Source organism: Kribbella sp. NPDC026611 (genome assembly GCF_040638345.1).
In the GTDB taxonomy this organism is placed as follows: Bacteria; Actinomycetota; Actinomycetes; order Propionibacteriales; family Kribbellaceae; genus Kribbella.
The window spans coordinates 238,016-251,721 of sequence record NZ_JBEZYC010000005.1 but is presented as its reverse complement, the minus strand read 5'-3'; the positions used below and the strand labels follow the sequence as shown (position 1 = coordinate 251,721).

Sequence of the window (13,706 nt, the reverse complement as noted above, 5' to 3'; positions counted from 1 at the left end):
TCAGCTCCCTGTACTCCGATAACGACGAAGACCCCCGCGCCACGCCAACCCGGCCAGCGCCACCATCACGACGGCAACGAGCGGCGACAGCAGACCGATCCAGGACGGCAACCCCAGCGGCGCCGGCTTCCCGAGCAGGAACAGCACCGGGTAATAGTTGACAAAGGCAAGCGGTACGACGAAGGTCACGGCCCGCACGATCTCCCGCCCGAAGACCACCAGCGGGTACTGCGTCAACGTCTGCCCGCCGTACGTGAACGAGTTGGCCAGCTCCGCCGAGTCCACCGCGAGGAACTGGAACGACGCGCCCAGCACGAAGATCGCCGCGAAGATCACCGACCCGGCCAGGATCGACCCGACCAGAACGATGCCGCGGGCAACCGTCCAGTCCAGGTGCAGCCGGCTGAACGCGAACCCCAGCACCACCAGCGCCTGCGTCGGCCGTCCGAGCCGGCGCAACGCGAACCCGTCCGCGGCCGTCTGCAGGAACGCCGGCACCGGCCGGATCAGGTACGCGTCGAACGTCCCGGTCCGGATCCGCTCCCCGATCCGCTCGATCGACCCGGTGAACAGGTCCGCGATCCCGAGCGTGATCGAAGCCGTTGCGTAGAGCAACGCCATCTCCGGCAGCGAGAACCCGCCGAACGACGAGATGTGGCTGAACATCAGCACGACCGCGACGAAGTCCATCACCGTGACCAGCATCGAGCTGAACAGCATCAGCACGAACGACACCGGGTACGCCATCGACGACCGCACCCACATCATGATCAGCATCCAGTACTGCGAAGGCGCCCGGAGCAGCCGCTCAACCACCCTGGATCACCACCTTTCGCGTCGCCACGGACGTCACCAGCTGGCAGGTCAGGAACAGCACCACGATCCAGCCGAGCTGGAACAGCAACGCCGGACCGATCCCGCCCGGATTCCGGCCGAGCCAGATGTCGATCGGCACCTGCATGGTCGCGGCCCACGGAGTGGCGCGCGCGAACGATCCGATCCACCCCGGAAACACCACCAGCGGCAGGATCGTCCCGGAGAAGAACGTCGACAGCACCAGCGCCAACTGCTCCATCCCGCGGGTGTCCGTGATCCAGAACCCGGACAACGCCACCAGGTACCGGATCCCGAAGCTCACCAGGATCGCCAGCAGCAGCCCACCGGCGACCGCGACCCACACCACCGCGCGGGAGGGAAAGCGAAGGTCGAACACCATCGCACCCACCAGCAGCGGCAGCCCACCACGGACGACCAGCTGGAACAGCGCCCGCCCGAGATCGACCGACAACCACCACAGCGGCAGGTACGTCGGCCGGTACAGGTCCACCGCGATCTCCCCGCTGCGGACCCGCTCGCCGAGCTCGATCGTCGTGGTCGCGCCGAAGATCCCGATCGGCATCAGCAGCCCCTGCTGCAGCCAGACGAACGTGAGCGCGTCGGAGACGTCGTACCCGCCGAGGCCGGGCCGCTCGTGCCACAGCGTCAGATAGATCCCGCACAGGATGAACCCGAACACCGTGTTGGTGAACGCGCCGGACGCGGTCGCGATCCGGTACGTCGAGAACCGCCGGAACGACCGCACCGCGATCGCCCAGTACACCGCCATCTGCTACCTCCTCTCAGCACTCACCGAGTGATGTCCGAGAAGGTCCAGCGGCACGCAGAACTGCCCCGGATCAGGAAGACCCGGGGGGTTCGGACACCACTGTGACGGCATGGCGGAACCACGCCGATTGTCAAGGGGAAGTGACAGTACGCCGGTCGCCGTGCCGGCGCAAGACAAATAACGCAAGACAACGAACCGGTCCGGCGCGCGGGACCCCTCAGACCCGCGCGCCGGACCGGTGCCTAGAAAGCCGGACCGGCGCCTACAGCGAAGGCGCCGACAGCACCTGGTGCAGATGCGTCGCGAACGGCGCCGGGTGGCTCGCGTACCCGCCGTGCCCGCCCGGGAAGGTGACCACCGGCCAGCCGAGCTCGGCGCTGAGGTACTGGATCGGCCGCCCCGGCAGGTTGTCCAGCGAGTCGGTCCCGGCCGCCGGAACGATGCGGTCGGCAACCTTCTTCAGCGCCTCCAGGTCTGGCTGGTATCGGGTGAACGGCAACAGCTTGTGCGCGTAGAAGATGGGTGCGTTCGCCTGCATCCGCTCGGCTGGTTCGCGGTACTCCGGCAGCAGGTCCTCGAGCTGCGGCATCGAGTCGTCGTGCGCCCCGATGCCGGTCATGAAGACCGCGTCGGCCGCGGCCACGCCCTCCTTGAGGTACGTGTCGTAGACCTCCTGGAAGAACGCCCGCGCGTCGGCCGCGTCCGGCAGTACTTCGGTGCACGGTGGCTCGTGCGCGACGAGCATCCGGACCCGGTCCGGGTACCGGGTGATCAGCTCGAGGCCGGTGATCGCGCCCGAGCTGCTGCCGAGCACGTATGCCGGCTCGTGCGGCGACACCACGTCGATCAGCGCCAGCGCGTCGTCGGCCGCCTGGTCGACCCGCTCATCCGCCGGCGCTCCGACGTACGGGCTGCGCGAGTTGCCGCGCGGGTCGTAGGTGACGACGGTGTAGTCCGCGGCGAGCGGCCCGACGATCCCGTCGAACACGCCTGCGTCCGTCCCGCCGCCGGCGATCAGCAGCAGCATCGGCCCCGAGCCGGTGACCTCGTAGTGCAGGGTCGCGCCCGGCACCGCCAGCTTGTTCACAGTCTTCGCACCCATCAGGTGAAACCCCTCTCTCTTCACCCTCACTGTGCAGACCCCCGCTGGCACCCCACGCACACAGCGCTGAGATGTGGCGTCAGTGGAAGCCCGTCGGTCAGCTCACGTCTTCGAGGGGGATGGGGGTTGGGTCGTCGAGGCCTGCCCAGGGGTCGCGGGGTGGGGATTCGCGGCGGCCTTGGGGGCAGATTCGGGCGAAGTCGCACCAGCCGCAGAGCGCGGACGGCTCCGGTGGGAAGGCTTCGTCCGCCTCGGCCGGGGTGAGGCCCTCGCGCCAGCGTGCCTCGGCGGCGGCTGCGTCGTCGGCCATCGATTCGGCGCGGCCCTGATGCCGGGCGAGCGACTCGTCGTCGTGATCGGCCGCCGCGACCGTGTTGGTCGGCAGGTGATGGAGCTCGACGCGGGTGCACGGCTTGCGCAGCACCCTCCGGGCGCCGAGGACATAGAGCGCCATCGCGAGCGAGGACCGCGCGTCGGTCGAGGTCAGCGGCCGGCGTCCGGTCTTGTAGTCGACGATCGCGAGCTCGGTCCCGCCGCTCCCGTCGCGCGCGGGACGCTCGTCGATCCGGTCGACGCGACCGCGCAGCGAGGCCCGCTCGGTGGTGAAGGCGACCGTCCGCTCGACGCCGCGAGGTTCGTAGTACGGATCGGTGTCCCGCAGGTACCCGATCACCATCTCGGTCGACCGCTCCCGCCAGTCGAGCGACTGCTGCTCGTCCCGGAACCCCTCGCTGCGCCAGCTCGACCGCATCTTGGCGACGACCTGGTCCGGCGTACGGCGCTCCGCCGGCCAGCGGCCGAAGAAGTCCGCGAGTACTTCGTGGACGATCGCGCCGACCGTGTTGTGCGCCCACGGCGGTCCCTTGGGCGGCCGGGGTGTCTCGAGGTAGGTGTACCGGTACTTCCGCTTGCAGTCCGCGAAGTTCAGCAGCTTGGTCGGCGTCGCGACGAACAGCCGCGTCGGCATCCCCGGCAGCACGTCAACCCGCCTTGATGCTGTGTTGCTCAATGAAGGCGGTGACGGCGTCGGCCACCAGCTGGACGGCGATGGCGCTCAGCAGCAGACCGGCGATCCGGGTGACGAGCAGTACGCCGTTCTCACCCAGGATCCGCATGATGATCCCGGAGAACCGCAGCGTCAGCCACATCACCACGTGGATCGCGATGATGCCGACCGAGATCGCGACCACGTCCGGCAGCGACCCGTTGGCGCGTTGCACGAACACCATCGTGGCGACGATCGCGCCCGGGCCGGCAAGCAGCGGCGTACCGAGCGGGACGAAGGCGATGTTCACGTTCTTGGTCTGGACCGGGTCCTCGGCGGTGTCGGTCAGCAGCTGTAGCGCGATCAGCAGGAGCAGCAGACCGCCCGCGCACTGGAGCGCGGGCAGCGTGATGCCGAGGTGGGCCAGGATCTGCTGGCCGAACGCCGCGAACGCGACGATCACGCCGAACGCGACCAGCACCGCCTGCCAGGCCGCCTTCTTCCGCACCGCGCGGGACTGCCCCGCGGTCAGCGAGATGAAGACCGGCACGGTGCCCGGCGGGTCCATGATCACGAACAGCGTGACGATGACCTCGCTGAGCAGCCCGGGATTGATGACGCTGGTCACGGCAGGTAGGCCTCGGGCACCTGCGCGTCGGCCGAGGCGGCGGCGTTCGTCTTCGCGACCTCGAGCAGCCGCTCGAGCTGCTCGGGCTCGGTGCCGTTCACGCCCAGGTCGTGGTCGATCTTGCCGGCGCCGTGGTGGTCGCTGGAGCCGGTGAAGATGATGCCGAGGTTGCGTGCGATCGCCCGCAGCGCCTCGCGGGACTCCGGCGAGTGGTCCTGGTGGTCGACCTCGATCCCGGCCAGGCCGTGGTCCTGCACCAGCCGGCCGATGGTGTCCTCGGTCATCACCTTGTAGCTGGACCGGCCCCACGGGTGCGCGATCACCGGTACGCCGCCGGCCTCGCGGACCAGGTCGATCCCGCGACCCGGCTCGATCGCGTAGTGCGACACATGGCCGGCGCGCCCGTCGGCGAGGTACTTGTCGAACGCCTCGCTCCGGTTCGCGACGGTGCCGTTAGCGACCAGGGCGTCGGCGACGTGCGGCCGGCCGACCGACGGCGTACCGGTCGCCTGGGCGAGCACCTCGTCGACGGTCAGCGGTACGCCGATGCCGTTCAGCCGGGCGACGATCGACGGGATCCGGTCGGTGCGCCCGTCGCGGATCACCCGCAGCTCGTCCGCGAGCTCGGCGTACGACGGGTCCGGCAGGTACGCGAGCAGGTGGACGCTGATCCCCCTGAGCTTGCAGGAGATCTCGATCCCCGGCACGAACCCGATCCCCAGCTCCTCCGCGGCCCGTCGCCCGTCGGCCCAGCCGTCCGCGGTGTCGTGATCGGTGAGCGCAATCACATCGAGGCCGGCCTGCTGGGCGTGCGCCATCAGGACAGGCACCGGATCGGTGCCGTCCGAACGGTTCGAATGGGTGTGCAGGTCGATGCGCACGAGTGTGTGGGATCCCTTCAACGGTGCTGCTGTCACCCAAGATGCTAGCGGCGATGAGCCTTGACCTCTGGCACTTGTCCCCAGGACGTCTATTCTTCGGGGGCATGGAGCGGGTGGTGTGTGTGGGGGCGCTGGTGTACGACGACGAGCACCGGCTGCTCGTCGTACGGCGGGCTCACGAGCCTGGACGCGGACTGTGGTCGATTCCTGGCGGCCGGGTCGAGCCGGGCGAGTCCGATCCGACGGCCGTCGCGCGAGAGGTCGCCGAGGAGACCGGGCTCGCGGTCGAGGTCGGTCCGCTGGTGGGAGAGGTGGAGCGGCCGGGGCCTGCGGGGCAGCTCTATGTGATCCGCGACTACGAGGCGACGGCGGTGGGTGGGTCGCTCACGGCGGGTGATGATGCGGCGGACGCGCGGTTCGTGACTCGGTCGGAGTTCTTGACGTTGCCGACTGCTTCTTTGCTGGTCTCGACGTTGGAGCAGTGGAACGCGCTCCCTGGCTAGCAGGTGGTGAGCGGGACCTTGCTCTTTGCGAAGGCGGTGGGGGTTACGCGCATCAGGTCGCGGAAGTCGGCGATCAGATGCGACTGGTCGGTGTAGCCCGCTTTGGCGGCGGCCTCCGACCACGGATTGCTGGTGTTGATCACGCTGCGCACGCGGGAGATGCGGGCGAAGTGCTTGGGTGAGACGCCGACGGTCCGGTGGAAGACGCGGCGGAGGTAGCGCTCGCTCACTCCCAGCTTGGTCGCGGTCTGGCTTACTGTCCGTGCTCCCGTCAGCTCGTGGGCTGCTTTGGCCACCAGATCTTGGCGGATCGGGACCAGGTACTTGCCCAGCAGGGTGGCCGCGGCCTCCGGGTGGTCGCGGAAGGTGGTCAGCCGGTCGGCGAGGTCGTTGGGGCCGATCAGGTCTTCGAGCGGTACGACGCGATCGACCAGTTCGTCGGCGGGCGCTCCCCGCAGTACCAGGCCTGGGCGGATTCGCAGGCGCACGCAGACCGGGAGATCTTTGGTGGGGTGGTACGACGCTTTGGTGCGGGGCCCGGCGATCAGTACGTCGCTCTCGCCCTGTGGCGTCATCCGCCAGACGACCGTGGTCGCCGGGTCAGGGGCCAGGACAGTGATCGGGGTGGTGGGTGGACGGAGAGTTACGCCGGCCGCCCAGTGGGGTCGCATTGGTCCAGGGTAGACGGTGTTGTGGGGTGACCCGTAGTACCGAAAGTTCCTATCGCCGGCGGCGGCCGGTCGCGCAGGGTGGGGACATGATTTTGGTGACTGGTGCTTCGGGAACGATCGGTAGTGCGGTGCTGCGACAACTGGTTGCCCAGGGCATCCCGGTGCGCGGGATGTCACGCTCGGCGCGTGAGGGGTTCGTGCGAGGCGACTTTGGCGATGTTGCATCGTTGCGCTTGGCAACTTCTGAGGTAGATGCCGTGTTTCTGTTGACCGCCCCGGGGCCGTGGGTGGCGGAGCATGATCTTGCGATGGTCGCGGCGGCTTCAGGGGTGCGGAGGATCGTGAAGCTGTCGGCGATCGGGACGGGCCCCGGGCTGCCGGCGGAGTGGCATGCGGTCGGGGAAGAGGCGGTGCGGTCGCGGGATGGTGGGTGGACGATCTTGCGGCCGAGTGGCTTCATGTCGAACACGCTTCGGTGGGTGCCGGCGGTGCGGGCCGGTCAGATTCCCAACCAGACCGGGGATGGAGCGCATGCGTTCATCGATCCGGAGGATGTGGCCGCTGTTGCGGTGGCGGCGTTGTTGTCGTCCGAGCGCGACGGTCAGACCTACACGCTGACCGGTCCGGAGCTGCTGAGTGTGCCGGACCAGGTCGCGGTGCTGTCGGAGGTGCTGGGGCGGTCGCTGGAGGTAGTCGACGTACCGCTGAAGGTGTACGCCGAGCAGCTCCGCGCCGCCGGGCTCGACGAGGCTGTTGTGTCGGTGGCGCTACGGGGTGCCGAGCTGATCCGGAATGGCGGTGAGAAGACACTGACCCACGACGTGGAGCAGGTTCTCGGCCGGCCGGCCGGCACCTTCCGCGCCTGGGCAGAAACCCATCGCGCCGCCTTCCAATAATCGCGACACTGGACCGATGGACGACGCCGCTCTGACGCAAGCCATCGAGTCCAACGCGGCCGACCTACTGATGGCCATGGGTACAGCCGGCGACGGCGAACAACGCTCCGACTCAGCTGCCCGCTGGACAATCGGCGGCTCCCCGATCGACTACCACAACGCAGTGGTTGCTGCGTCTGGCGTTGAGGTGGTGGCGGAGTCTGTGGAGGTGTTGCGGCGGCGCGAGGTACCCGGGACTTGGCATCTGGGGCCGGCCATGCGATCCGACGAACTGGTGCAGGCTCTGCTGGCGGCCGGGTTCACGGACGGCGGAGCCGAGCCGGGGATGGCGGTGCGGATCGCCCACCTGGTTTCTCCAGCCGCGGTGCCGGGGCTGGAGATCGTGCGGGTGACGGACGACGATGCGCTGGCTGTGTGGGAGCGGACGCTCGGGCGCGGGTTCGGTGAAGGTGAGCGCGAGGCGCGGTGGGTCGCCTCGGTCTACCGCAAGCTCGGCTTCGCCGACCCATGGCGCCACTACCTCGGCTTGTTGAACGGCGAGCCCGTCGCCACCACCACGATCTTCTTGACCACCGGCGTCGCCGGCGTGTACTTCGTGATGACCGTCCCCGAGGCCCGCCGCCGCGGCATCGGTGCAGCGATCACGCACGCCGCTCTGACGCAGGCGGCCGACGTCGCGGAGTACGGCGTACTGGGCTCGTCTCCTGCCGGTAAACCGGTGTACGAGCGCCTCGGCTTCCGCGAGAAGTGCACGATCGAGCTCTATGAGTGGGCCGGCTGAGGAACCTCCGCAGTACGCCGCTCGCGCAGCAGCAGCACCGCATCGAACAGGACGACGAGCGCGGTGAGCCCGTGGACGCCGAAGGCTGTCGCGGCGGACCCGTCGTGCGTCAGGACGACGGTCATGTCGACGATCGGGATGAGCGCCGCGATCGCCATCAGTAAGCCGGTCGCGCGCCGCTGCCCCATCGCGAACAGCGCGAGCAGGTTGAGCCCGGTGACGATGTCGCGGATCCCCTTCACGGCGAGGTAGGCAGTCGCCGTACCGGCCGGATCGACGCCGAACCCCAGCGCCGCACCGTGCGGGTCGATCAGGAACCGGGCCCCGAAGGTCAACGGGAACAGCCCGAGCAGAACAGTCAGAACAGTGGTGAACCGGCGCATCGCGATCTCCTCGAATCTAGCATTGCTAACTTGTCTAGCGACGCTAGCATTGCCGTTGCTAGATTGTCTAGCAGTGCTAGAGTTGGAGCATGCCGACCCAGTCACGCCGAGATCGAGCCCGCGAGGAGCGCCGCGAGCTGATCGTCCGGACCGCCCGTATGCTCGCCGAGTCCGATGGCTGGGACCACGTCACCACCCGCCGCCTCGCGGAACAGGTCGACTACAGCCAGCCCGTCCTCTACTCCCACTTCAAGAACATGCAGGCGATCGCCACCGCGGTAGCCCTCGAAGGCTTCGCGGAGCTCGCGGAAGCGCTCAGCAACGCCCTCGAGTCCGACGGCCTGCGCGGTCTGGCCCGCGCGTACCTCGCGTACGCCGAAGAACACCCTGCTGTCTACGAGGCGATGTTCATCCGCAGTACGGACCTGGTGTTCGGGGGCGCGGACAGCCCACCCGCCCTGTTGGACGCGTTCAACGCGATCCGGTCCTCGGTCACGCCGTACGCCGACGACTCCGAGACGCTCACCGAGGTCTTCTGGAGCGCCCTGCACGGCCTCGCATCGCTCGGAAACAGCGCCCGCCTCCGCCCCGACGCGAAACTCGCCCGCGTCGACCTGCTACTCGCCACGCTCACGAAGGGCGCCTGACGGCGATCAGGGCCAGACGGCCTTGTCCAGGAAGTCTTCGACGGCGGTTGCCACCTGACCGAGTACTGCGGTCGAGGCGGCGAGGGGACCCGGGACGTACATTCCGTGGTCCGCGCCGTCGATCTCCAGGACGTGCGGGGTGAGCTCTCGCGCAATCTCTGGCTCCCACAGGGCGTCGGCGGTCCCGCCCACCAGTAGAAAGGGTGCGGTGGACTGGCGCAGGGCGCTGACGACCCAGTCGGAGGTCAGCACGGGCGTCAGCCAGATCGCGGGAAAGCCGAGCTCGGCGGCTAGCGTCGCGGCGTGTGTTCCGAGGGACTTGCCGATGAGCAGAGTCGCCTGCCCCGACCTGTCTACCGAGCGCAACGAAGGCACTGCCCGCTCAACCTGCTGCACCACCCAGGGCCCACGCTCTTCGGGCTGGAGGGTCAGCGGGCGGTCGTAGTCGTCCCACCAGACCCGCGTCACGGCTGCCTCGCGCCGCTCGGCTGCGTCTCCGGCGAACATCAACAAGGGCGCGAACGGGCCGAACTGCCCACCAGGTAGGACTATCGCCTCACGTGAACTCATGCGCCGACCTTAATCTCCGGAAGAAAAGAGCCGCCTGGTGGCACAAAAGCTCCGGAGATCGGGTTGTCCACAGGGGGCGAGCGGGAAGTGGGCGCGATGCGGGATCGTGGGGTGGATGGATTGGTGGTGGTGGCGGCGACTCGGGGAGATCGGGCTCGAGGCGCTCATTCGGGATCAGGGCCGGATCGTCGCGCGCTCGCAGTTGCTCGCCGGCGGCTGGTCAGCGGCGCAGGTCCGTCGCCCGCTGCGGGATCGGCGTTGGCAGCGGGTGCATCCCGGGGTGTACGCAACGCACACCGGCCCGATCGGGTACGACGAACACCTGCTGGCCGCGCTGCTGTACGCCGGACCCGAGGCCGCGTGGAGTCACCACACCGCCGCGGAACAACTCGGCCTGATCAAGCCTGACGCGCGACGCCTCGTCCACGTGGTGATCCCAGAACGACGCAGGGTCCAGCCCCGCCCGAACCTCGTCGTACACCGCGACGAACGCTGGGCCGACCGCCTCGCCACGGTCGCGCCACCACGACGTACTCCGGAGCACGCCGTACTCGACATCGTCGGCACCTCCCGATCCCTCGAACAAGGCGCCGCGATCATCGCCGAGGCCTGCCAGAGCGGCCGAGTCCACCCCGAAGGCATCCTCGACGCCCTACACACCCGCCCAAGACTGCGCCACCGCCGGTCGTTACACCCGATCCTGGCCGACGTCGCGGCGGGATCGCACTCACTGCTCGAGCTCCGCTACCTCCGAGACGTAGAGCGCCGGCACGCCCTTCCACGCGGCATCCGCCAGCGCGCGGTCGAACGAGAATTCACCGACGTCTTCTACGCCGACTTCGGCCTGGTGGTCGAGCTCGACGGACGCCTCCACCTCGACCCACACCACCGCCGCCGAGACCTAACCCGAGACAACCGAGCCACCCTCCGCACCGAATCAACCCTCCGCTACGGCTGGCTCGACATCACCACCCACCCCTGCACCGCAGCAGCCCAGGTCCTCCACGTACTCCGCCGCACCCAACCCACCCTCACCACCCGCCGGTGCTCCCCCACCTGCCCAGCCACCTGACATCTCCGGAACAAAAGTGCCATGTGGTGACCCTTTTCTTCCGGAGATCGGGGGCAGCGGAGGCAGCGGAGGCAGCGGAGGCAGCGGAGGCAGTTGGCCGCGCCCACCCCTCACAACCACCACCCCTCACCAGCAGTTCGACGAGTAGTGCGCCAGCCCGGGGTAGTCACCCGCGAGCGGCAGCTCGCAACTCCGCGAGCGCAGCGAGCGAACTCCGGCACTCGCCGGGAACACCGGGGCGCCCGCCCCGAACAGATGGGTGGGTGGGGCCGCCCGTAGCACCGCGACGGGTTAACCACCTGCACCACCCACCAGCAGCACGACGAGTAGTGCGCCGACCCGCGTAGTCACCGCGAGCGTAGCGAGCAACTCCGCGGCGGTAGCCGCGAACCCGCGAGCGCAGCGAGCGAACCCCCAGGCGCCAGCCGGGTGCACCGGGGCACTCGCCCCCGAACAACGGGTGGGTGGGGCGGCGCGCAGCACGGCGACGAAGGAGCTGCGCGCAGCAGCCCAGGTCCTCCACGTACTCCGCCGCACCCAACCCAGCCTCACCACCGCCCCTGCTCCCCCACCTGCCCAGCCAGATGAGATCTCCGGAACAAAAGTGCCGTGTGGTGACACTTTTCTTCCGGAGATGGAGCCGGCGCGGGGCAGCGGATGGCAGTTGGCCGCGTCCACCCCTCACCAGCAGTACGACGAGCACCGCGCCGCCCCGGGGTAACCACCCGCGAGCGCAGCGAGCCCTCCCCCCGGCACTCGCCGGGAATATCGGGGCGCCAGCCCCGAACAAAACAGGGTGGGTGGGGCGGCACGGAGCACGGCGACGAAGGAGCCGCGCGTAGCACCGCGCTGGGTTAACCACCTGCACCACTCACCAGCAGTACGACGAGTAGTACGCCCACCCGGGGTAGTCACCCGCGAGCGGCAGCTCGCAACTGCGAGCGCAGCGAGCGAACCCCGGCACTCGCCCGGGAACACCGGGGCGCCCGCCCCGAACAAACAGGGTGGGTGGGGCGGCGCGTAGCACGGCGACGAAGGAGCCGCGCGTAGCACCGCGCTGGGTTAACCACCTACACCACTCACCAGCAGTACGACGAGTAGTACGCCCACCCGGGGTAGTCACCCCGCGAGCGGCAGCTCGCAACCCCGCGGCGCTAGCCGCGAACCCGCCAGCGGTAGCTGGCAGCAGGCCGGCGCTAAGCCGGAGGGTGGGTGGGAGCGCGCGTAGTGGTCGCGTAGGAGGAGCGGAGCGACGACGGAGTGACCGCGGAGCTCGCGTGGGGGCGACTAGCTGTTCCAGTGGAGGATTGCGGGGGAGCCTCGTTCCCAGCCGAGGGTTGAGAGGGTGGCTGTGTTGAGGACGAAGTGGCGGCCTTCGGTGACGTCCAGTTCCAGCCAGCGGGCGGTCAGAGCGCGGAGGGCGTGGGAGTGGCCGAAGACCAGCACATCGCCAGGGACCGCCGCGATGCGGGCGACGACGCGGTCCAGCCGGGTGGACACCGATGAAGGGGTTTCGCCGCCGGGTACCGGATCGTCCCAGACTGTCCAACCGGGGACAGTACGGCGGATTTCTGCGGTCGTGACGCCTTCGTAGTCGCCGTAGTTCCACTCGACGAGGTCGTCGTCGACCTCCGCGTCCGGGTAGCCGGCCAGCTCCGCCGTGCGGCGGGCGCGTTGGCGCGGTGAGGTGAGGACGAGGTCGAAGGACTCCCCGGCAAGGCGCGCGCGGAGGCCGGCGGCAACGCGTTCGCCTTCGGGGGTGAGGGGGAGGTCGGTGACGGAGGTGTGGCGGCCTGACTTGCTCCACTCGGTTTCCCCGTGGCGCACCAGGAAGAGCCGGTCCTTACGTTCGTCAGTGGTCACGGTCGCATCATTCCAGCCCTTGACCGTTTGAACGATCCAGGGCAGGGTATCGAAACTGTAAGCGCTTCCACTTCCACGGCAGGAGCGACGTACGGTGGCATCCGGGACCTCTGGCCGGCCGGCGACGATCTACGATGTCGCGGCCTTGGCGAAACTGTCGATCGCGACGGTTTCGCGGGTTCTGCAAGGGACCGGGCCGGTGTCGGAGAAGGCGAAGGCGCGGGTCGACCAGGCGGCGCAGGAGCTCAACTACGTACCGCTGCGGGCCGCCCGGAGTCTCGCCGTACAACGGCACGAAGCGCACGGTCTGGTGCTGCCCGACCTCGCCGGTCCCTTCTACGGGGACCTGCTGATGGGGTACGAACGCTGGGCCGGCGAGCGCGGGCAGAGCGTCGTCATCATGGTCACGCACGGCAACCCGGATCCCCGCCGGAGCGTACGCGACCTGGCCGGCCGCGTCGACGGGATCGTTGTCCACGGCAACGCGTTGGACCTGCCAACGATCCAGAACCTGCGCAAGGCGGGCGTACCGCTGGTCCTGATCGCCCATCCGCCCCTCACCGGCTGCGACTCCGTCCGCACCGAGAGCGCAACCAGCGCGGAAGAACTGACCACCAGACTGCTCGACAGCGGACGTACCAACCTCCTCTTCGTTGGCGACCCCGCAAGTTCGTACGACGTCTCCGAGCGGTACGCCGGTTTCGTGAAAGCCCACGTGGTGAAGGGCCTGAAAGCGCCCGAGCCGGAGCGAGTGCCGCTTACCGAGGAGGCCGGCGCCACCGTCGCCAAAAAGGTGCTCAAAGCAACGAAAAGGCCGGACGGACTCGTCTGTGCCAACGACGAGTTGGCGCTGGCGGCGTTGTCCACCTTGAACGTACCGGACGAGATCGTCGTGACCGGGTGGGACGACGTAATGGCTGCGCGGTACGTGACGCCGGGGCTGACCACGGTGCGGCAGCCGATGATCGAGCTCGGGCGGTTGGCGGCGCAGCGGTTGCACGAGCGGGCGACCGGGGAGCGGACCCGCGCACGGAACGACGTACTGGCGACACAACTCGTGCTACGGGACAGCTGTGGCACGAGCCGGGGGATGCAAGGAAGAACCGAGTGAGGAGACA

16 protein-coding genes are annotated in these 13,706 nt (G+C 68.9%); 6 read left to right on the top strand and 10 right to left on the bottom strand.

Annotated elements, in window-relative coordinates; all coding sequences use genetic code 11:
• From AB0E69_RS22825 to AB0E69_RS22800, 6 genes are all read right to left on the bottom strand, one after another.
• Window positions 1-816: an ABC transporter permease gene (locus AB0E69_RS22825; RefSeq protein WP_360149300.1), complete on the bottom strand. Its 816-nt coding sequence runs from the start codon at window positions 814-816 to the stop codon at window positions 1-3.
• Complete coding sequence (locus AB0E69_RS22820) at window positions 809-1,606, bottom strand: ABC-2 family transporter protein (protein ID WP_360149297.1); 798 nt, start codon at window positions 1,604-1,606, stop codon at window positions 809-811. The genes AB0E69_RS22825 and AB0E69_RS22820 overlap by 8 nt, the downstream gene beginning before the upstream one ends.
• 262 nt (window positions 1,607-1,868) lie before the next feature.
• Window positions 1,869-2,708: an alpha/beta hydrolase gene (locus AB0E69_RS22815; protein ID WP_360149294.1), complete on the bottom strand. Its 840-nt coding sequence runs from the start codon at window positions 2,706-2,708 to the stop codon at window positions 1,869-1,871.
• Window positions 2,709-2,805: 97 nt separating this feature from the next.
• Complete coding sequence (locus AB0E69_RS22810) at window positions 2,806-3,675, bottom strand: PD-(D/E)XK nuclease family protein (protein WP_360149291.1); 870 nt, start codon at window positions 3,673-3,675, stop codon at window positions 2,806-2,808.
• Between the two features lie 13 nt (window positions 3,676-3,688).
• Window positions 3,689-4,321, bottom strand: coding sequence for a MarC family protein (locus AB0E69_RS22805; RefSeq protein WP_360149288.1), 633 nt, complete (start codon window positions 4,319-4,321; stop codon window positions 3,689-3,691).
• Window positions 4,318-5,202, bottom strand: coding sequence for a PHP domain-containing protein (locus tag AB0E69_RS22800; RefSeq protein WP_360149285.1), 885 nt, complete (start codon window positions 5,200-5,202; stop codon window positions 4,318-4,320). The genes AB0E69_RS22805 and AB0E69_RS22800 overlap by 4 nt, the downstream gene beginning before the upstream one ends.
• 104 nt (window positions 5,203-5,306) lie before the next feature.
• On the opposite strand from AB0E69_RS22800, the gene AB0E69_RS22795 reads away from it, so the two are divergent.
• A complete protein-coding gene (locus tag AB0E69_RS22795; protein ID WP_360149282.1) occupies window positions 5,307-5,705 on the top strand; it encodes an NUDIX domain-containing protein in 399 nt (132 codons plus the stop codon).
• On the opposite strand, the gene AB0E69_RS22790 is transcribed toward AB0E69_RS22795, so the two are convergent.
• Complete coding sequence (locus tag AB0E69_RS22790) at window positions 5,702-6,376, bottom strand: helix-turn-helix domain-containing protein (protein ID WP_360149279.1); 675 nt, start codon at window positions 6,374-6,376, stop codon at window positions 5,702-5,704. The genes AB0E69_RS22795 and AB0E69_RS22790 overlap by 4 nt on opposite strands.
• An 86-nt stretch (window positions 6,377-6,462) precedes the next feature.
• Between AB0E69_RS22790 and AB0E69_RS22785 the strand changes: the two genes are divergently transcribed.
• Entirely contained in the window at window positions 6,463-7,272 is an 810-nt protein-coding gene (locus AB0E69_RS22785) for an NAD(P)H-binding protein (RefSeq protein ID WP_360149276.1), read from the top strand.
• Between the two features lie 16 nt (window positions 7,273-7,288).
• Complete coding sequence (locus tag AB0E69_RS22780; protein WP_360149273.1) at window positions 7,289-8,053, top strand: GNAT family N-acetyltransferase; 765 nt, start codon at window positions 7,289-7,291, stop codon at window positions 8,051-8,053.
• On the opposite strand, the gene AB0E69_RS22775 is transcribed toward AB0E69_RS22780, so the two are convergent.
• Window positions 8,035-8,436, bottom strand: coding sequence for a DUF4267 domain-containing protein (locus tag AB0E69_RS22775; RefSeq protein WP_360149270.1), 402 nt, complete (start codon window positions 8,434-8,436; stop codon window positions 8,035-8,037). The genes AB0E69_RS22780 and AB0E69_RS22775 overlap by 19 nt on opposite strands.
• Window positions 8,437-8,525: 89 nt before the next feature.
• Here AB0E69_RS22775 and AB0E69_RS22770 point away from each other — a divergent pair, with 89 nt between their 5' ends.
• Window positions 8,526-9,083 (top strand): TetR/AcrR family transcriptional regulator, encoded by a 558-nt coding sequence (locus tag AB0E69_RS22770; RefSeq protein ID WP_360149267.1) that lies wholly within the window; start codon window positions 8,526-8,528, stop codon window positions 9,081-9,083.
• A gap of 6 nt (window positions 9,084-9,089) precedes the next feature.
• Here AB0E69_RS22770 and AB0E69_RS22765 read toward each other — a convergent pair whose 3' ends face one another.
• A complete protein-coding gene (locus AB0E69_RS22765; RefSeq protein WP_360149264.1) occupies window positions 9,090-9,653 on the bottom strand; it encodes an alpha/beta hydrolase in 564 nt (187 codons plus the stop codon).
• Window positions 9,654-9,768: 115 nt separating this feature from the next.
• Between AB0E69_RS22765 and AB0E69_RS22760 the strand changes: the two genes are divergently transcribed.
• Complete coding sequence (locus tag AB0E69_RS22760; protein ID WP_360149261.1) at window positions 9,769-10,725, top strand: hypothetical protein; 957 nt, start codon at window positions 9,769-9,771, stop codon at window positions 10,723-10,725.
• A 1,287-nt stretch (window positions 10,726-12,012) separates the two neighbouring features.
• Here AB0E69_RS22760 and AB0E69_RS22755 read toward each other — a convergent pair.
• The gene (locus AB0E69_RS22755) at window positions 12,013-12,588 is read right to left on the bottom strand and encodes a histidine phosphatase family protein (RefSeq protein ID WP_360149258.1); all 576 of its coding nucleotides are present in this window, start codon (window positions 12,586-12,588) and stop codon (window positions 12,013-12,015) included.
• Between the two features lie 94 nt (window positions 12,589-12,682).
• Between AB0E69_RS22755 and AB0E69_RS22750 the strand changes: the two genes are divergently transcribed.
• Complete coding sequence (locus AB0E69_RS22750; protein ID WP_360149255.1) at window positions 12,683-13,699, top strand: LacI family DNA-binding transcriptional regulator; 1,017 nt, start codon at window positions 12,683-12,685, stop codon at window positions 13,697-13,699.
• Window positions 13,700-13,706 lie beyond the last annotated feature (7 nt).